We start from the raw sequence: 20703 nt of genomic DNA on the forward strand, positions 1-20703 counted from the left end.
TTACGGCGAATAGTTAAAATAAGAAATTGTTGATCATATTGGGTTTTTCTATTTATCAACTTCTCTATGTCCCAGGTATTGCTTCCCCCTTCGCTTCAAAAAGACCTACCATTTACCGCACTTGCACCCATGCAAGATGTAACAAACCTCTGGTTTATGAAAGTCATTGCCCATTATGGTAGTCCTGACTACTTCTTTACCGAGTATTTCCGCGTCCATGATACCTCACGACTGAATTGTAAAATTCTGGCAGCAATTACCGAAAATGATACAGGTCGCCCCGTTTTTGCCCAAATGATTGGCGAAAGTATTCCCGACTTAGTGAGAACAGCCAAGGAACTCTGTCAATATAATATTGCCGGGGTAGACTTAAATATGGGTTGTCCCGTACCTCGAATTTACCGCAAAAATGTTGGCGGCGGGTTGCTACGAGAACCGGAAACAGTGGATGAGATTTTGGGAGAATTGCGTGCTGCGGTGAATGATAAACCTTTAACAGTGAAGATGCGCGTAGGCTTTGAAAATACAGATAACTTTTACAAAATACTAGATATAATCAATCGCCACAATATTGATTTACTGAGTTTACATGGTCGCACGGTGAAAGAGATGTATCAGGGGGAAGTTAAGTATAATTTGATTGCGGAAGCGGTGCGGCAGGTTGATTGTCCAGTGCTGGCTAATGGTAATATTAACTCGGCAAAAACTGCCCTAGAAGTGCTTTCTCAAACCGGGGCGGCGGGGGTGATGGTGGGACGTTGGGCAATTGGTAATCCTTGGATTTTTAATCAAATTCGCCAGGCTTTAGGAGGGGAGCAGATTACACCAGTGCCTTTAGTAGAAGTACGTAACTATATTGAGCGTTTATGGCAAACTCCCACAGCGTCAACCATACCAGAGAGAGCACGTGTAGGCTACTTGAAAATGTTCCTTAATTACATTGCTCTCAGTGTTGATACTGAAGGTCATTTTCTGCGGTTGATGCGAAAGGCACAAACGGAGTTAGAATTGTTTAATGTGTGCGATCGCTTTCTTGTTGTTGATATGAGCAAAACTTTAGCCCTAGCACCTTATTTGATGGTGTAACTATTGAAAATGAGACTATCAGCTTTAAAACTCCTTATTTACTTTTATCTAACGTCGGATGATTTTTACAGGCAGGGTGTCAGATATCAACAATCTGTTTATTTACAGGATTTATGCAGTCTGACGCACCCTACAACTTATTACCTGTTGTATCAATTAAATACAGTTTTGACAATAAAAACAGAAAGTTAAACGATTATTTTTTAATCAAATTCTCTTTTACTCCCATCACCGTAATTTCTCCCTGAATTCCATAACGACTGACTGCGGAAATGGCCACATTTTGAATTTGAGGATTAGTCAATAAATAGGAAGTTGTTTCTAAGGGTAAAATATTGGTTTTCCATTCATTGCCTATTTGAGTTTGTAACACCCATAACTGGGTTTTTTGCTGACCTTTGGCTTGCCAATTCAGTTGTAGCTGTCCTGATTTTTGGTCTTTAGTAATTGTTAATTCTGGTTTACCTGGTGGTTGATTATTCAACCAAGGATAAGCAGGAGTTAAAGCAGGTTGGGTATAAACTTCTTGGGGTAGTAAATTAGAAATTCCCCCTTTATTTTCTATCAAAGGTTTGATACTAAAGTGAATATGACCACCAGTACCAGCAAAACCTCTAGTTGTACGAATCTGATAGATTATTTCCTGGGCTGACCAATTTTGCTGAGATGGATTAGCTACACGACTGGTATAAAGTCCGGGGATAATCAGCCGATTTTGATTATTTTGTGTTAACCACCAGTTAAGAAGAACCGGATAACTTTGGGCTGTTTGTTCAATGCGCCAATATAATTGAGGAGATAGGTAATCTAACCAACCTTGTTGTAACCATTTGCGAGAATCTGCGTAGAGTTGTTCATAGGGATTAAAACCTGTACTGTTATTATTATTAGATATTTGGGGAGGATTGCCAGGTTTCCAAACACCAAAGGGACTAATACCAACTTTCACCCAAGGTTTTTGACTTTTAACTGTCTGATATATTCTTTGAATTAGTGTGTTGACATTTTCCCGTCGCCAATCACTGCGGTTTAGTTTACCACCGGAACTAACATATTTTTGCCAACTGGTTTGATCGGGAAATTCGATATTTTTTCCCTGTTTATCTTTTTCAGGATAGGGGTAGAAATAATCATCAATATGAACACCGTCTATATCATAGCGGTTAATTACATCTTGAATTACTTTAATTGTCAGGTCTTGAACTGCTTTTTCTCCTGGATCTAACCAGAGATATTTACCATATTGCTTAACTAATTCTGGTTGAGTTTTGCTGATGTGCTTAGGAGAAATTGGTGATTTGGAACTGGCGTGATAAGCCCGGTAGGGATTAAACCAAGCGTGTAATTCTAAACCCCGCTTATGTGCTTCCGTGACTGCAAACTCCAAAGGATCATAAAAAGGAGTTGGTGGTTTACCCATTTGTCCGGTTATGGATTCAGACCAAGGATCATAGGGAGAATTATACAAGGCATCAGCCGCAGGACGGATTTGGAAAACTACCGCGTTGAGTTTCAAGGCTACAGCACGATCTAGAATAGCCAGGAGTTCTGTTTTTTGTTGCTGTGTGGTTAATCCTGATCTGGAAGGCCAATCTATATTTAATACTGTAGCAATCCAAGCTCCCCGAAATTCTCTTGGGACCGTTGGGGGGATAATATTTTGAGAACTGAGTTTGATTTTTTGGGTTTGTGCTGGAACTGCGGTAGCAATTGTAGGAATTGCAGCACTAGAGGCGATCGCTAACAGTCCACTCAGAAGAATAGTTTTGATATTCACAATCTTGATATAGCAAGGGAACGGGGAACAGGTAACAAAGTTGTTGTAAGTATTTTAGTGTATGTTTATTAGATAAATTTTATCTTTTATTCTAGTACATACCGTTATAAAAAAATTTTTAGTTCATAATGTAAAACAAACTGTATCATCTTTGATATCCAAATTTTTGGTAGTTGAAATTTTCAGTGTCAGCAATACTTAAAGATTCTACTCCATCCCCGCGCCTTGTTTCCCTCGATGTCTTCCGGGGAATTGCGATCGCTTCTATGATCCTAGTTAATAATCCTGGTAGTTGGGATCACATATATCCGCCTTTAGAACACGCAGAATGGCATGGTTGCACACCCACAGATTTAGTATTTCCTTTTTTCCTATTTATTGTTGGTGTTGCAATGCCTTTTTCTTTAGCTAAATACACACCAGAAAACCGTCCTACTCCTCAAGTTTACACCCGGATTATTCGCCGAGGTTTGATATTATTTGCCTTGGGTTTGCTGTTAACTTTATCTACCATGTTACTTGATTTGCTATTTAAAGGTATAGCATTAGATTTCAGTACAATCCGAATCATGGGAGTTTTACAGCGCATTGGTTTAGCTTATGTTATTGCTGCTTTCGCTGTTCTCCAGCTACCCCAGCGCAGTTTGTGGATATTTGCAGGTGTTGTACTCATTGCTTATGGGGTGGCCATGCAACTAATTCCTGTTCCTGGTTATGGTGCGGGAAATTTAACAGCAGAAGGTAATTTAGGCGGTTATATTGACAGCATTTTATTAGGAAAAAAACACCTATATAAAGGTGGGCCATTTGATCCAGAAGGTTTATTTAGCACTTTACCATCGGTGGTAACTGTGTTAATTGGTTATTTTACTGGTTTATGGTTAAAAAAACAGCCAGTTAAAAATCAAACTAGCATCAATTTATTGATTGTAGGTCTAGCTTTTTTAGTAATTGGAAAATTATGGGATTTTGTATTTCCCATTAATAAATCTTTGTGGACAAGTTCCTATGTTGTTTATACTGCTGGTTGGGCATTATTAGTATTAGCTTTGTGTTATCAACTTGTAGAAGTACGGGGTTTAAAAAGATGGGGTTTTCCCTTAGAAGTCATGGGTTTAAATGCCATTTTTCTATTTGTTGGTTCGGGTTTGTTAGGTAGACTATTAATAAAAACTCCAATTGGTAATGGTACAAATGCCATATCTGTGAAAACTTGGATTTATCAAAACTGGTTTAGTGCTTGGGCTGGAGATTTGAATGGTTCGTTATTATTTGCGATCGCCAATGTTATATTATGGTGGGTAATACTTTATGGTATGTATCGCCGTCGTTGGTTTCTCAAAATTTAATTATCAATTGCTAAAATAACAATATCTTCTGGGGGATTGATCGGTTCAGGAAGTTGAAACCAAGTTGTTACCACTTGATTTTCCATCCATTCCACCTCAACATCGCCAGCAAAGCTGAGTAATGCTGCCATCAAGGCAGAAGTACTACTAAGAGGATGATGTAAGCCTAATCCTCTGTGACACTGCTTTCCTGATTTACCACCAGAAGCGGATTTTTTAGTTAAGCTAGATATAGGCTCTTATGCCATATTATGTTACTGATTAGTTTAAGTACAACACTTTTATTGATTCAGAAACCAGTTCGACTACAAAAAACTACAAGTTTAAGACTTAAATGACCATTTTATCCCCTAATCCACTATTGTCTAATTCCCCGACCAGATGTACAAGTACATTTCCTGGAAAAGAACTTGATACAGATACATCTCCGCCACTATGTGACTGAATCTGCCTGGTAATACCCGATAGGGGTAATTGTAATAAAAATTTATATAGCTATCATCAACTTATTCAAACTGGTATCATAGAGTATTGTGCAAATATTAGTGGTTCATTTAGGATATCCTAGATCCGTATCCTCAATGGACATGTCTATGTCCTCAAGGATAGATAATTGACCCCAGTTATCTCTAAAGTTGATGTAAAAGTCTATTGCTGGATGTTAGGCTATACTCTACTACAAGTCCTATATTATACCTCTTTAGGAGTAAAATCGCATATTATCTAGACCACATTCCTGCTAGTATGTCAATTTTTTTGGTAGATTTTGATCAGTGAACATCCTTATTAAGTAATGGAGGTGAAAGGAGTTAAATAATTTCGATCTCGACTTGGATATTTGATCCAAAATTTTGGTTTAAAAGAGGTAAGATAATAGCTATACATAATTATGTACCTTAAAGATATTAGCGAAATTACCACTTGATAATTGCTATAATCTATTCTTCCCTCTAATCATTCTTATCTATTATTAGGTGTAAATTTTTATGGGTTCTCCAATGAATCGTCTGTCTATTTTTGTAGACGGAAACAATATGTTCTATGCTCAACAAAAAAATGGTTGGTTTTTTGATCCCCGTCGCGTTTTAGAATACTTTAAATACGAACAGTCAGAAACTACGTTAATCAATGCCTTTTGGTATACTGGATTAAAAGACCCCCAAGATCAAAGAGGTTTCCGTGATGCCCTCATCAGTTTAGGATATACAGTCCGCACCAAAATCCTCAAAGAATATTATGATGATGCTTCTGGTCGGTACTCGCAAAAAGCGAATTTAGATATTGAAATTGTCGTTGATATGTTTAATACAGTAGATCAATATGACAGAGTTGTGTTATTCAGTGGAGATGGTGATTTTGAAAGAGCTATTGAACTCTTACGCTCCAAGAATACGCACATTACAGTAGTATCAACAGAAGGAATGATTGCTAGAGAGCTACGTAATGCTACTGATAGATATATAGACCTGAACGATATAAGAGACAGAATAGAAAAAACTGACGGTTAATCACCTTAGTATTTATTTACAAATCTCCAGGTTAAAAACTAAAACTGATAGTTCAAGTTATTTTGTGAGTATTCAGCCATAGCGCTCGTTCATACCCAGATCCCCGACTTCTTTGATTAATTGTGTCCATAAATGATAAATTGATCACAGAAGTCGGGGATCTTTTTACCTCACCTGAATTCTTACGTTATGCAGTCCATTCTCCTAACTAACCGAGGTTAAGCTCATGAGCAAACAAGCCGATAGAATTATCATCTTTGACACCACATTGCGAGATGGAGAACAGTGTCCAGGAGCAACTCTTAACATAGACGAAAAGCTAGTTATTGCCAAGCAACTAGCGCGTTTAGGAGTAGATATTATTGAAGCTGGTTTTGCTTTTGCTAGTCCTGGGGATTTTGAGGCAGTGAGCAAAATTGCTCAAATAGTGGGTACAGAAAATGGCCCGGTAATTTGTAGTTTGGCCAGAGCTAGACACGATGATATTAAAGCGGCGGCGGCGGCGATCAAACCTGCGGCTAAAGGTAGAATTCACACTTTTATTGCTACCTCTAATATTCACCTGGAATATAAGTTAAAAAAGACCAAACCAGAAGTAATTGCGATCGCTGAAGAAATGGTAGCCTATGCCAAAAGCTTCACCGATGATGTCGAATTTTCTCCTGAAGATGCCGGACGATCTGATCCAGAATTTTTGTATGAAGTATTGGAAAGAGCGATCGCAGCCGGGGCAACAACTGTTAACATTCCTGATACTGTAGGTTACACCACACCCAGCGAATTTGGGGCAATCATTAAAGGCATTACCGAAAACGTCCCCAACATTGACAAAGCCATTATTTCCGTTCACGGTCATAACGATTTAGGTTTAGCAGTTGCTAACTTTTTAGAATCTGTGAAAAATGGTGCTCGTCAACTAGAATGTACCATCAATGGGATTGGTGAAAGAGCGGGAAATGCCGCCTTAGAAGAATTAGTCATGGCTTTGCACGTCCGCAGACAATATTTTAATCCCTTCTTGGGACGGGCTGAAAATTCCGAAGCACCACTCACCAATATTGACACCAAACAAATCTATAAAACCTCCCGTTTGGTTTCCAATTTAACGGGAATGTTGGTGCAACCAAATAAAGCCATTGTCGGTGCAAATGCCTTTGCCCATGAATCTGGAATTCATCAAGATGGAGTTTTGAAAAATAAACTCACTTATGAAATCATGGATGCCCAATTGATTGGTTTATCCGATAATCAAATAGTATTGGGTAAACATTCCGGGAGAAATGCTTTCCGTACCCGCTTGAAAGAATTGGGCTTTGAACTGTCAGAAAATGACCTGAATAAAGCCTTTGTGCGGTTTAAAGAAGTGGCAGATAAAAAGAAAGAAATCTCTGATTGGGATTTGGAAGCCATTGTTAACGACGAAATCCAACAAGCACCAGATTTATTTAAAGTAGAGTTAGTACAGGTTTCCTGTGGTAGTAATGCTCAACCTACGGCTACAGTAACATTACGCACTCCTGACGGACAAGAATTAACTGACGCAGCTATTGGTACGGGTCCAGTAGATGCAGTATATAAAGCTATTAATCGAGTAGTGAATGTACCGAATGAATTGATTGAGTTTTCTGTGCAATCAGTCACCGGGGGTATTGATGCTTTAGGGGAGGTAACAATTCGTTTACGCCATCAATCCCGTGTATTTTCAGGTCATGCAGCCAATACAGACATTATTGTGGCATCGGCTCAGGCTTATGTGAATGCACTGAATAGATTGTATGCTGCATTAGAGCAAGGATCTAAAACGGAAGTAACAGCTTAAAAGATGTAAATAGTTGTTTATCCTTATCAAGCCACATTAATGTGGTTTGATTTTTTTATGGGCGTTAAGTAATATCATGTCCGGTTGAATACTTATCATATATGTTGAGGCTAGTAATGGGTAATTAGTAATTGGTAAAAAGCAATACAATTATGAACTATATCGTAAGTGATTAAACGGACATGGTACAAAGTAAAGATTTTTACCATTTTGATAAAAATGGAATTACATAATCTTTTATGCTAATTAAGGTTGTTTTTAGCACGTAATACCAATTTTCTATGAATCGGTATTTTTTGCTTAAGTCCAATTAACAGAGAATTCATCTCTTTTTAGGGTTATTACCATGACGTTGTGGGGAATTATCTCCGCGTAATTGTTTACGACCATTAGTAATAATTTGGAGTATGGAGTGAATATCCTGTTCAATATTGCCTAGTACATTATCAGCGTATTGATCAGCACCATCTTCGATTTCTTGAGCTTGAGCGATCGCAGTTTGGCGCATTTCTTCTAATTCTTGTTGACAAGCGCGACGTTTGCGGTCAATCTCATCCAATGTGTCCTGCATCATTGCTTCACAATCTTGCTGCACTTGTCGCCGCAATTGGTCAGCCTCTCGCCGGGCTTGCTCGATAATGTCACTTTCTAACAAAATTTGCGATCTTTTGGCCTGGGCTACATCTACAACTTGTTGTCCATATTCTTCCGCTTCTTGAAGAATTTCCTGTTTTTGTGCCAGAATATCTAGTGCTTCCTGAAAAGCAGGAGGTAAAGAAAGACGGATAAAATCCAGGTGTTCGAGTAATTTATCTTCATCTACTAGGGTGCGTCCTGTTAGTGGAATTCTCAAACTAGAGAGAATCATTTCCTCTAAACGGTCTATTTCTGCCTGAATATCTATTCCGATGGTTGGTGTGGAACTGCCATTTTCGGGGACTCCATAGAGATAATCTCGTCGGGTGGAGTGACTGCCATTGTGGTTGGATTCGATACTAGAGACTTTTGGTTGTAGCATTTGTATATATCTAGGGCAATATGTGGGGGAACAAGATGATCAACAGAACCGCCAAACCTGGCAATCTCTTTTACCACACTACTACTTAAAAAACTATACTCATTTGATGTTGCCAGAAAAACTGTCTCAATTTGAGTAGACAGCGTTTTATTAGTGTGAGCCATTTGTAACTCAATTTCAAAGTCAGAAACCGCTCTTAACCCCCGTAACAAAACTTGCGCTTGTTGCATTTGGGCATATTCTACGGTTAAACCATGAAAACTGTCCACTGACACATTTGGTAAATGTTGTGTACATAGCTGAATTTGTAATAATCTTTGCTCCACCGTAAATAATGGGGTTTTATTAGGATTTCGGAGGACGGCAACTATCACCTGTTTAAATAGGCGACTACCGCGCTCTATTATGTCTAGGTGTCCCAAGGTGATCGGGTCAAAACTACCAGGATAAATAGCAATCACAATGTTATTTTAGGTAATTATATTAACAGCTTTTGCACAGAACTTAATTGAATCTAACATCTGATGTTTCAGAATTGGCAATAATGGCAGGGGATCAGGAGGCTGAGGAGATATGAGATAATGTACACTACTCTTGCTTCTTACCTTTTGCCTTCCTTAATTTCCTTCCCATAAACTTCATATTCCTATAGGTAATTTTGCATGATCATGGATTTTTCGGTTTTGCCCTTGGGGTTTCAATTTACTTCTCCTGGTCCAATTGTCGTTAAACTAGGTCCAATAGTTATTCGTTGGTATGGTTTGTTAATTGCCTGGGCTGTATTACTTGGTGTAAGTCTTTCTCAGTATTTAGCCAAGCGTCGTTATGTCAACCCAGATTTAATTAGTGATCTATCAATTTGGCTAGTGATCGGAGCTATACCTGCTGCTAGGCTATATTATGTTCTGTTTGAATGGTCAGAATATTCCCAGCACCCAGAACGAATTATTGCCATTTGGCAAGGGGGTATTGCTATTCATGGGGCCATTATTGGCGGTATCATTGCAGCTTTAATTTTTGCCAGATTGAATAAAATATCTTTTTGGCAACTAACCGATTTAGTCGCACCTTCCCTAATTTTAGGGCAAGCCATCGGACGTTGGGGTAATTTTTTCAACTCAGAAGCCTTTGGCACTCCCACAGATTTACCTTGGAAGTTATATATTCCCCCAGATCATCGTCCTGTGGATTTAGTTAATTTTGAATATTTTCATCCCACTTTCTTGTATGAATCTTTGTGGAATTTAATGGTATTTGTCCTACTATTGACTCTATTTTTTCGCGCTTTATCTAAGCAATCATTTTTGAAAGTAGGGACGTTATTTTTAGTTTATGGGATAGCCTATAGCTTAGGGCGGTTTTGGATTGAAGGTTTACGCACAGATAGTTTAATGCTTGGTTCTTTACGGATGGCACAGATGGTAAGTTTAGGGGGGATGACTTTAGGATTACTCGGTTTAGCTTGGTTGTATGTTCTCAAACGTCCTTTACCGGATGTTGTTTCACCCTTAAATACACAAAAAAATGCCCCCGAGTAATTAATCTCCAGGGCTTAACCAGGGTGCATCTACCATCTATTTCTACTAGGCAAAGGAGGTGAATCCGGAAGGGTACTGAGGAAATGCCCAAAGTTTTTTTTGCAGCGTTTTTCAAGATAAAATTAATGAGTGAATCTACTAATAATTTGACTTTTTCTAAGTATGAAAATTCTCTAAAACCAGCAGTTTATATTGTCGGTGCAGGTCCGGGAGATCCTGATTTATTAACGGTGAGAGGGCAAAAATTGCTGGCTGCGGCTGATGTGATTTTATTCGCAGACTCCTTAGTTCCTGAGCAAATTTTAGATGTTTGTCGTGCAGATGCGGAAATTATCAAAACCGCAGATCGGACTTTAGAAGAAATTTTACCCATTATGATTGATGCAGTGCGATCGCATCAATCTGTCGTTAGACTGCATTCTGGTGATCCCAGTCTCTACAGTGCTATTCATGAACAAATGCAGTTATTAGCAGATGCTAATATTCCTTTTGAAGTTATTCCTGGTATCAGTGCCTTTCAATCCGCCGCAGCGAAATTAAAAATCGAGTTAACCGTTCCCGGTTTGGTGCAAACTATTATTCTCACCCGCATTAGTGGCCGCACTTATGTACCTGCAACGGAAGAATTAGCTACTCTAGCCGCCCATCAAGCTAGCTTATGTTTATATCTGAGTGCGCGTCATATCACTGAAGCCCAAGCTAAATTGTTAGAACATTATGATCAAGATACTCCAGTAGCAATTTGCTACCGTTTGGGGTGGCCGGATGAAAAAATCTGCATTGTTCCACTATCACAAATGGCTGTTGCTACTTATGAAGAAAAATTACTACGGACTACACTTTATATCATTAGTCCGGCATTATTACCAATAATTGGACGTTCCCGTTTATATCATCCTGAACATAATCATTTATTTCGTTCATCACATAAATTTAGGAGTTCAGGAGTTCAGGAGTCAGTAGGGGAGAACTGCCGTTCGCCCCTACAGGAGTCCACAATGAAGAATGAAGAATGAAGAAAAGAATATTTTTATCTTATCTTCCCTGTTCTCTATTACCCACTATCCATTACCCATTTACTAATTTTAAATCAAAATTATGCCCTTAATTAAAGTTAAAACCTCTGTTTCTACTCCAGAAAAATCTCAAATTGAATCTTTGCTGAAAGTTCTATCTGCTAAATTAGCTCAACATACTGGCAAACCTGAATCCTATGTTATGAAAGCTTTTGAAGCAGAAGTTCCTATGACCTTTGCTGGGACTACAGAACCAGTTTGTTATCTAGAAATTAAGAGTGTTGGCACAATGAAACCAGAACAAACAAAGGCAATGAGTCAGGATTTTTGCCAGGAAATTAACCAATTTTTAAATGTACCTAAAAACCGTATTTATATTGACTCCTTACACTTATGAATAAAAATAATATCTTTACCATTACTATTTCTGGTTACAGTATTACTGAACTGATCTATGCTAGTGAAAAAACTACCATTTATCGTGGTCAACAAGAAAAAACACAAACTCCAGTTATTATTAAAGTTCTTAATTCCCAATATCCTAGATTGCAGGACTTAATTGTTTTTAAACATCAATTTACCATTAGTCAACAAATCAATCATCCTAATATTATTAAATGTTATGGATTAGAACAATATGGAAATACCTATGCTTTAATCTTAGAAGATTTTTATGGCATATCTTTAACTGAATATGTCAATGATAAAACCTTAGATTTAAACATTTTTTTAACTATTGGTATTGCCATTACTAAAGCCTTAGAATGTTTATATGAAAATAAAATTATTCATAAAGATATTAAGCCGAAAAATATTTTAATTAATCCCCGCACTCAGCAAATCAAACTGATAGATTTTAGTATTTCCTCCCTATTAACTAAAGAAACAGCAGATGTTCAACCCCCGAATATATTAGCCGGAACTCTTACCTATATGTCTCCTGAACAAACGGGAAGAATGAATAGAGGAATAGATTACCGTACTGATTTTTATTCTTTGGGAGTTAGTTTTTATCAATTACTCACCAGACAATTACCTTTTTATAGTCAAAACCATTTAGAAATGGTATATTATCATATAGCCAAAGAGCCAGTGTATCCGCAAGTAATTAATCCGCAAATTCCGGTGATAATCGCAGATATGATTATGAAATTAATGGCAAAAAACCCGGATAAAAGATATCAAACTGCTAGAGGAATTAGACATGATTTAGAAATTTGTCAGCAAATGTTATTAACTGAGGGTGAAATTAGTAACTTTGAATTAGGCAAAAGAGATATTAACGATCGCTTTCTCATCTATGAGAAACTGTATGGTAGAGAAAAGGAAATTACCACCTTACTAAGTGCCTTTGAAAATGTTAGTGTTGGTGATAAAGAATTACTATTAGTAGCGGGATTTTCTGGAATTGGTAAAACTGCCCTTGTTAATGAAGTTCATAAACCAATAGTTCGAGAAAAAGGTTATTTTATCTCTGGTAAATATGACCAATTCCAGAGGAATATTCCTTTTTCTGCTTTAGTACAAGCATTCCGTAACCTGATGAGACAACTACTCACTGAAAATACAGTGCAATTAGAAGAATGGAAGACTAATATTTTATCTATTTTAGGAGAACAAGCACAGATAATTATTGATGTGATTCCAGAACTAGAAAATATTATTGGTAAACAACCACCAGTTCCCGAACTCACAGCTAATGCTTCCGAAAATCGCTTTAATTTACTATTTGGCAAATTTATTCAGGTCTTCGCTACTAGCGAACATCCATTAGTTATTTTCCTGGATGATTTACAATGGGCTGATATAGCTTCTTTAAAATTAATCACATTATTAATGAGTGTCAAAGATACCAAGTATCTATTATTAATTGGTGCATATAGAGATAATGAAGTTAATTTAGGTCATCCTTTAATCATGACTTTAGATGATATTCGTCAAGAGAATATCACCATTAATCAAATTACTTTAAAACCCTTAGATCAATCTGATATTAAGCTATTAGTTACAGATACTTTATCTTGTCCAGAATCACATAGTCAAGATGTAGCAGAACTACTTTTAGGCATAACTCAAGGTAATCCATTTTTTACAAATCAGTTACTTAAATCCTTATATGAAGATGGATTAATTACTTTTAATTTTAGCCTGGGTTATTGGCAGTGTGATATTAATGCTGCCAAAGCTTTATATCATCATGATGATGTAGTGAATTTCTTGAAAATTCAGTTAGAAAAATTACCTAAAAATACCCAAAATATTTTAAAAATAGCAGCTTGTATTGGCAACCAATTTGATTTATATACCTTATCCATAGTTTGTGCAAAATCTCTACCACAAATAGCGGCTGAATTATGGAATGCTTTGCAGGAAGGGTTAATTATTCCCCAAGATGAAAGGTATAAATTTTTTACGGATGCTCAATCAGAATTTGATATTTTTAATGCCAATTTAACAGCTAATAATCCTGAATCAATCATAGTTGAATATAAATTTCTCCATGATAGAGTTCAGCAAGCTGCTTATTTATTAATTCCCGATGTTGATAAAGCAGCCACACATTTAAAAATTGGTAAATTGCTGTTAAAAAATACCCCTGATGGAGAATGGGAAGAAAAGATATTTGCCATCGTCAATCAATTAAATATTGGTCTAGAATTAATTACTAATCAGGCTGAAAAATATGAGTTAGCGAAATTAAATTTAATGGCTGGTTGTAAAGCTAAATCGTCTACAGCTTATGAAGCTGCTATCAGATATTTAAAAGTTGGTTTAGGACTTTTAGGAGTAGATAGCTGGGAATATGAGTATGAATTAACTTTAAATTTGTATACCGAAATTGTCGAAGCCGAATATTTGAATATCAATTTTGAGCAAGCAGAAATATATATACAATCAGTTAAACAAAATGCGACTAATTTGATTGATCAAGTTAAGGTATATGAAGCGCAAATACAAATATATATGTCTCAAGTGCAAATACTCAAAGCAATTGAGACAGGTTTAAATTTAGTCAACTTATTAGGAGTTAACTTAGAAAAAGCACCTCCAGTTAACTTAAATGTTGATGAATTAATTAATTTACCGCCCATGATAGCTGCTGATAAACTGGCCGTAATGCGGATTTTAGCGAATATGACTGCGGCTAGTTATTTTGTTGATCCAGAATTATTTCCAGCTATCATATTTACCATGATTAATTTATCAGTAAAATATGGTAATGCTCCATTTTCGGCTCATGGATACGTGAATTATGGTTTAATTCTCTGCGGTTTCTTTGCAGATATTCCAACTGGATATCGTTATGGCGAACTAGCTTTAAATATATTAGATAAATTTGATGCTAGAACTATTAAATGCCGGGTTTTAGTCATGTGGAATACCAATATTTTATTTTGGAAACAACATTTGCGGAAAACAATCCCTAGTTTACAACAAGGGTTACAAATTGGACTAGAAACTGGAGATATAGAATATGTTGGTTACTGCTCATCAATATATAATCTAAATATGATCCTCAGTGGTGAAAATTTATCTTATATATCTGAGCAATTAAAAAACTCTATTTTTTTAATGTATAGCTTGAAGCAAGAAGGTACTGTTTTACTGCATAAAATATGGTATCAGCTAGTTTTAAATTTATCGGAAAATCCTGAAAATAAACAAATATTTGATGGTGATTTTTTTAATGAGTCAGAATTTTTACCCATTCTGCTCCAAACTCACGCTTCAACTACACTTTTTTCATTATATTTAGCTAAAACTATCTTTTATTACTTCTTTAGTTGTCCTAATTTGGCTATAGGAAATTCCCGAAAAGGTCAATATTATTTACAATTTGTGATTGGACAAGTAACAACAAGTCAGTATAATTTTTATTATTCTTTATCTCTATTGGCAGAATATCCTCATCAGTCAGTTAGTCAGCAAAAAGAATATTTACAACAGGTTATATCTAATCAAGAACAAATGAGAAATTGGGCTAAATATGCACCAATGAATTATCAGCATAAGTATGATTTAATTGCCGCAGAAACAGCGCGAGTATTGGGTAATAACTGGGAAGCGATGGAGCTTTATGATCAAGCAATTGCTGGAGCAAAAGAAAACAAGTATATTCACGAAGAAGGTTTAGCTAATGAATTAGCTGGTAGATTTTATCTAAGTTTTCATAAAGAAAAAATTGCCCAAACTTATCTAATAGATGCTTATTATTGTTACGCTAATTGGGGAGCTAAAGCTAAAATAGAAGATTTAGAAAAGACCTATCCTCAATTACTTGAACCGATAATTTATCAAACAAAAACTAAATTAACAGAAGGTGAAGTTAGTACATTAATTAGTAAACCCAGTTTAACAGGTGTTTCTGCATTATTGGATTTAGAAACTGTTACTAAAGCCTATTTTGCCATTTCTTCAGAAATTCAAATCAATAAATTATTAGATACTCTCATGCAGGTGATATTAGAAAATGTTGCCGCAACTAAATCTGCATTAATTTTAACCAAAGAAAGTAAGTTAATTTTAGTTGCCCAATGTGAGAATGAGAATCAATGTGAATTATATAATATACCAATTAACAATTGTCAAAATTTACCGTTAAGTATTATTAATTATGTGGGTAACACACAAGAATATTTATTAATTAGTGATGCTAATGATACCCACGATTTTGCTCATGATGTATATATAATTGAAACTCAGCCGAAATCTATATTATGTACACCTATTTTAAATAAAGGGCAATTAATCGGTATTCTTTATTTAGAAAATAATCTGGCTGTGAGCGCGTTTACTGCTGATAGATTAAGAATATTAAATCTCCTCGCTTCCCAAGCTGCTATTTCTTTAGAAAATGCCCAACTTTATAGTAATTTAGAGGAAAAAGTTGCTCAAAGAACTCAAGAATTAAATGAAAAAAATATGCGGTTAGAAGAAGCAATGTATAAGTTAAGAACTACACAATCTCAATTAATTCAAACGGAAAAAATGTCTAGTTTAGGGCAAATGGTGGCGGGTATTGCCCATGAAATTAATAACCCTGTCAATTTTATTTATGCCAATATTGAACACGCGAGTAATTATATTGAGTGTATTATTGAGCTTCTGAAGTTATATCAACAAGAATATCCCCAGACTACAACCAATATTGAAAAATATAAAAAAGATAATGAATTTGATTTTATCATTGAAGACTTACCTAAAATATTTGATTCTATGATGATTGGTTCAGAACGTATTCGCAAAATAGTTTTAGGTTTACGGAATTTTTCTCGTTTAGATGAGTCAGCAATAAAACCTGTTGATATTCATGAAGGACTTGATAGTACATTAATGATTTTACAACCCAGATTCCATGAAAGATTAGGACATTCTAATGTAGTCATGAAACATTATGGCGATCTTCCCTTAGTTCAATGTTATGCTTCTCAACTAAATCAGGTATTTATGAATATTATTAGTAATGCGATTGATGTTCTCAAAGAACGGGAAAATAATTTATCTAAAGCAGAACGAAAAAATAATCCTAGCCAGATTATAATTCAGACTCAATCTATTAATAATGATTGGATTCAAATCAGAATTAAAGATAATGGTACGGGGATCAATGCCGAAGTGAAAAAACAGATATTTAATCCTTTCTTTACTACCAAACCTGTAGGAGAAGGTACAGGTTTAGGATTATCAATTAGTTATCAAATTGTGGTTGATAAACATCGCGGTAGATTAAATTGTATCTCTGTACCCGGAGAAGGAACAGAGTTTATTATTGAAATTCCCACTAAATTGTATCAACCAGTCGGATAAATTTGTAAGGACTCAGGAGTTCAGAAAGAAGAAGAAAATTACCTCTTGCCTTCTGTCACCTGTCACCTACCATATTATTGACTATTCCTATAGTATTTAAGAGTAAGTCCGCCCCAAAGCGAATGGGATCGGTACAAGGTAGACCTGTTTGCGTTGTGGTTTGAGCGATCGCATTTTTTGCCTCCAATTCACCTAAATTCCTAGTATTCAAAGCTATTCCCACCACAGGAACGCGACCAAAAGCCCCCGCACCACTAGCCACCATTTCATACATCCGAATTACCTCTAGTAAAGGAGGAATAGGAATATTGGGATTATTACGGTTATGGGTTTGTTCTGCTTGATGCACTAAAATTAAATGTGTGGGTTGAGAACCGCGAATTAAAGGTAAAGTTGCCGTTGATCCAGGGTGTAAAAGCGAACCCTGCCCTTCAATATGCAGAATGTCATAGTGCTGACCAAAACGCATTACTAACTGTTCCACCGCACCAGCAGCAAAGTCTACTCGCACAGCGTCTAAAGCTACTCCGTCCCCTTCCAACATTAATCCGGTTTGACCGGTAGCTAAAAACTTAGAACGTAAACCCCGCCGTTTACCCGCCCTGTGTAATTCCAGACTGGTGGACATTTTACCAATGGCCATATCCGTTCCCACCGTTAACACCCGCAGACAGGGTAAAGTCCGCGCCATTGCCGATGCAACATCCAAATTAGCCGGCTCTTTGCGTACATCCCAGATTAATTGTCCTGGTTTGAGGAGCGCGTTTAACTCCGGTATATTTGCCAATGGTGTATGTAATCCATTTACCAAAGACATTCCCGCTGTCAGAGCATCTTTAACATCTACCCAATAATCATCAGGAACAGCCCCACCTTTGGGGGCAATGCCAATCACTAACACATCCGGTTTATACTGTAAGGACGCGGCGAGAGAATCCACAATTGGCACATCCCGTTTAATACCTGTTAACTCAACTAAAGATTTACCTACAGATTCTCTGTCAATTACAGCCACAATCTGAGATTCGCTGTAGCGTAAAATTGATAACCCCGTTTTTCCCTGAACTCCCGTCACTCCTTCATGGAGGAGAATTGCTATTCTTTGATTAAGCGACAGACGCACTATATTTCACTCCCAAACCAGGTAAATTATTTGGCACAAGTCGGCCATGTTCAAGAATTGCACCACTAAAAGGATCATCAATTAAATTCAGATGACTATCTAAATCTAAATAGTCAGCTAGTGGTGCAAGTTGTAAAGCAGCAGTATTAGCTAGAGAACTGTCAGAATAACAGCCAAACATTACTTGTAAACCATGGGCTTTAGCTGTATGTACCATTCGTATAGCCTCGGTAATTCCCCCAGATTTCATTAACTTGATATTTACTCCATTTACATAGTCAGCTAATCCGGTAATATCCGCACTGGTAAAGCAACTTTCATCTACAAAAATTGGTAATGGTGAATGTATTTTTAACTCGGCTAAATTAGCTTCTTCACCCCTAGCTAAAGGTTGTTCTACATACTTTATCCCCAGATCGGCTAACCACCCACACATACTGATAGCATCCGTTAAACTCCAGCCACCATTGGCATCAACAAATACATCCTTTCCCCCTGCTTCTGCCTGTACTGCTAACAACATTTCCTGATCTGCGGTGATTCCAGCCGGAGAGCCTAATTTTACCTTGAATAACTGCACATCCATAAATTCTAACCAGTCCCGTGTCCTGGACTTCGCACCTGCTGGGGAATTAATCCCAATGGTGACAGAAGTTGGAACTATAGCATTTTTATCCAGTCCCCATAGTTGCCATAAAGGTAAATTCACCCGCTTACCTAACCAATCATGTAATGCCATATCCAAAGCCGCCCTAACCGCAGAAGGAACTTGCATTTGTTCTAATACTGCCTCAATTTCTTGATGTTGCCAAGGGCTAAATTTTTGCAACCTAGGTGTAATTTGCTGCAAAGTTTCTTGGATTTGTTCAGTAGATTGCCGATGGTTGCCCACACCAAAAGGCGACGCTTCCCCCCAACCTATAATTTCCTCGTCGGTAATTTGTAACCAGATATTTGTTGTTTGTGAGGTAGTACCGCGACTAATTGTTAAGGGAAATCTTTTATTCACAGTAAAGGTTTGAAAACTAATTTTCATATAAAAAAGAGTAAGTCTTCAATAAAATTATGGTAAAAACTGGGGAAAAGCACAAGCTAGAAAACCTTCATTCTTGCATCTTTCCCCACACTACTTATTAACCACTAATTTCTAAATCTTCGTAATAACTATTTATTTAATATAGCGTTATGCACTTGAATGAGATACAGAATTTACCTAAAAAACTATACACTCTCATGACTTTCAACTCTGTTCCCTGTTCCCTGTTCCCTGTTCCCTGTTCCCTGTTCCCTGTTCCCTGTTCCCTGTTCCCTGTTCCCTGTTCCTTGCTACAAACTATACAAATAATAATAGGGTAGGTAAGACCCACCCTAAAAACTATCAGATTTCTAGATATTTATTTTCCCACTAATAGAGATTTTCTACCTAATGATGGTGATGATGATGAATAGCTGAATGTGAATTAACGGCCATTCCTTCCGTTTCCATCAACTCAGCAATATGGGGATTTGCCCAATTAGCTACCATTGCTAAAAATTCTGGATCATCATTAACACAGGCCATTTGTAAATAATCTACATCTGGATGTTGTTTTTCTAAATCATGAATAATGTGATGGACATCTAACAAAGTTTCATGATTTTCTGTGGCAAAACCAATGGGCATAAATAGAATAACTTTTGCACCCAATTGAATCAAATTTTGAGCAGCTACGGTGGCATTGGGTTGTGTCCATTCAATTAATGGGGTATCGTGGTTCAACCAACCCACAGAAATTAACGGGTAATTGTTAATTAACTTATTTCTAACTAACTCATACATGGCTTGACTTTCATCAATTCCCGATGTAAAGCCCTTAGCTTTGTGGGGACAACCATGATTCATCAACACAATACCAATTTGGGAAGGTAGATAACCTGTAGATAAATCTGTATGGATTTTTTCTTCTACCAAATGTGCCATTAAATCAATATATTCTGGCTCATTGTAGAAAGAGGGAATATATCTTTGGGCTTTTATCCAATGTTCATCACCATCAGCTAATTCCACAAGTGCATTATTCACTTGCTCAATGGCAATACCACTGGTAAAAATGGAATCAACTACTAATAATGGATAAATCAGAAGTTTGCTAAAGCCTTGACTTTTAATCTCGGCTAAAACTTGGTTTGGTAAAAAAGGAGCGCAGAAATTAAAAGCTTTAAAAACTTGAACACCACTACCCCATTTATGTTGTAATTCGTGTTCAAGTCCTGCCCTTTGCCTTTCAAATATCGCATTATGTGGGGAAATAAAATCATGATGCGTGTGTCCCCACTCATGACGATCAAATAATGCCAAAAGCTTGGCTAAAGGGGGATAAATCCAATTAGGAACAGGTGCAAATTTAGCAGTCAGTAAATTTAAAGCTTGTTCGTTATAATTAGCAAAATCTTCATAGCTTTCAACTTCGCCATAACCCATTAGCAATACGGCTACACGGTCTTTACTTGGTAAATGGTCGTGGCCATGGGTAGCGTGCAGTTTTTCCGGGGTTGCAACCACAATGAGTTCCTCAAGATAACCAAAATCAGGAGAGAACCCTAGAAACTCTAGATTATCTCTCTCACTTGGTAGCATAATATCCTATCCAGGGGGATAGGATAAATATAAACATAAAAATA

General features: G+C 36.8%; 15 protein-coding genes. 8 read left to right on the top strand and 7 right to left on the bottom strand.

Annotated elements, in window-relative coordinates:
• Positions 1-66 precede the first annotated feature (66 nt).
• Positions 67-1086: a tRNA dihydrouridine synthase gene (locus tag CUN59_RS06360; RefSeq protein WP_104387048.1), complete on the top strand. Its 1020-nt coding sequence runs from the start codon at positions 67-69 to the stop codon at positions 1084-1086.
• Positions 1087-1282: 196 nt separating this feature from the next.
• Here CUN59_RS06360 and CUN59_RS06365 read toward each other — a convergent pair whose 3' ends face one another.
• Entirely contained in the window at positions 1283-2863 is a 1581-nt protein-coding gene (locus CUN59_RS06365) for a glycoside hydrolase family 10-like protein (RefSeq protein ID WP_104387049.1), read from the bottom strand.
• Between the two features lie 185 nt (positions 2864-3048).
• On the opposite strand from CUN59_RS06365, the gene CUN59_RS06370 reads away from it, so the two are divergent.
• On the top strand, positions 3049-4212 hold the full coding sequence (locus CUN59_RS06370) for an acyltransferase family protein (RefSeq protein ID WP_279327287.1): 1164 nt from the start codon (positions 3049-3051) through the stop codon (positions 4210-4212).
• Here the strand turns inward: CUN59_RS06370 and CUN59_RS21360 are convergent.
• Positions 4209-4346 carry a hypothetical protein gene (locus CUN59_RS21360; RefSeq protein WP_165790168.1) on the bottom strand — a complete coding sequence of 46 codons (138 nt, stop codon included), beginning with the start codon at positions 4344-4346 and terminating at the stop codon, positions 4209-4211. The genes CUN59_RS06370 and CUN59_RS21360 overlap by 4 nt on opposite strands.
• Positions 4347-5198: 852 nt before the next feature.
• Here CUN59_RS21360 and CUN59_RS06375 point away from each other — a divergent pair.
• Entirely contained in the window at positions 5199-5720 is a 522-nt protein-coding gene (locus CUN59_RS06375; protein ID WP_104387051.1) for a LabA-like NYN domain-containing protein, read from the top strand.
• Positions 5721-5946: 226 nt separating this feature from the next.
• Positions 5947-7539: a 2-isopropylmalate synthase gene (locus CUN59_RS06380; RefSeq protein WP_104387052.1), complete on the top strand. Its 1593-nt coding sequence runs from the start codon at positions 5947-5949 to the stop codon at positions 7537-7539.
• A gap of 322 nt (positions 7540-7861) precedes the next feature.
• On the opposite strand, the gene CUN59_RS06385 is transcribed toward CUN59_RS06380, so the two are convergent.
• On the bottom strand, positions 7862-8557 hold the full coding sequence (locus tag CUN59_RS06385) for a DivIVA domain-containing protein (protein ID WP_133164004.1): 696 nt from the start codon (positions 8555-8557) through the stop codon (positions 7862-7864).
• Positions 8440-9018 (bottom strand): pantetheine-phosphate adenylyltransferase, encoded by a 579-nt coding sequence (coaD, locus tag CUN59_RS06390; RefSeq protein ID WP_104387054.1) that lies wholly within the window; start codon positions 9016-9018, stop codon positions 8440-8442. The genes CUN59_RS06385 and coaD overlap by 118 nt, the downstream gene beginning before the upstream one ends.
• Before the next feature lie 201 nt (positions 9019-9219).
• Here coaD and lgt point away from each other — a divergent pair, with 201 nt between their 5' ends.
• The 4 genes from lgt to CUN59_RS06410 all read left to right on the top strand — a co-directional run bounded on the left by lgt (position 9220) and on the right by CUN59_RS06410 (position 16919).
• On the top strand, positions 9220-10095 hold the full coding sequence (gene lgt / locus CUN59_RS06395) for a prolipoprotein diacylglyceryl transferase (RefSeq protein WP_104387055.1): 876 nt from the start codon (positions 9220-9222) through the stop codon (positions 10093-10095).
• Between the two features lie 125 nt (positions 10096-10220).
• Positions 10221-11111: a precorrin-4 C(11)-methyltransferase gene (cobM, locus tag CUN59_RS06400; RefSeq protein ID WP_104387100.1), complete on the top strand. Its 891-nt coding sequence runs from the start codon at positions 10221-10223 to the stop codon at positions 11109-11111.
• An 82-nt stretch (positions 11112-11193) separates the two neighbouring features.
• Positions 11194-11508, top strand: a complete 315-nt coding sequence (locus CUN59_RS06405; RefSeq protein ID WP_104387056.1) for a phenylpyruvate tautomerase MIF-related protein — start codon at positions 11194-11196, stop codon at positions 11506-11508.
• A complete protein-coding gene (locus CUN59_RS06410; RefSeq protein ID WP_104387057.1) occupies positions 11505-16919 on the top strand; it encodes a trifunctional serine/threonine-protein kinase/ATP-binding protein/sensor histidine kinase in 5415 nt (1804 codons plus the stop codon). Before CUN59_RS06405 ends, CUN59_RS06410 begins: the two co-directional genes overlap by 4 nt.
• A 55-nt stretch (positions 16920-16974) precedes the next feature.
• Here CUN59_RS06410 and CUN59_RS06415 read toward each other — a convergent pair whose 3' ends face one another.
• The 3 genes from CUN59_RS06415 to CUN59_RS06425 form a co-directional block, all read right to left on the bottom strand.
• The gene (locus tag CUN59_RS06415; RefSeq protein WP_104387058.1) at positions 16975-18042 is read right to left on the bottom strand and encodes an N-acetyltransferase DgcN family protein; all 1068 of its coding nucleotides are present in this window, start codon (positions 18040-18042) and stop codon (positions 16975-16977) included.
• Positions 18026-19078, bottom strand: a complete 1053-nt coding sequence (locus CUN59_RS06420) for a dipeptide epimerase (RefSeq protein WP_104387059.1) — start codon at positions 19076-19078, stop codon at positions 18026-18028. Before CUN59_RS06420 ends, CUN59_RS06415 begins: the two co-directional genes overlap by 17 nt.
• Positions 19079-19465: 387 nt before the next feature.
• Positions 19466-20584: a ferrochelatase gene (locus CUN59_RS06425; RefSeq protein ID WP_104387101.1), complete on the bottom strand. Its 1119-nt coding sequence runs from the start codon at positions 20582-20584 to the stop codon at positions 19466-19468.
• Positions 20585-20703 lie beyond the last annotated feature (119 nt).

The organism is Cuspidothrix issatschenkoi CHARLIE-1, from assembly GCF_002934005.1.
Taxonomy (GTDB): domain Bacteria; phylum Cyanobacteriota; class Cyanobacteriia; order Cyanobacteriales; family Nostocaceae; genus Cuspidothrix; species Cuspidothrix issatschenkoi.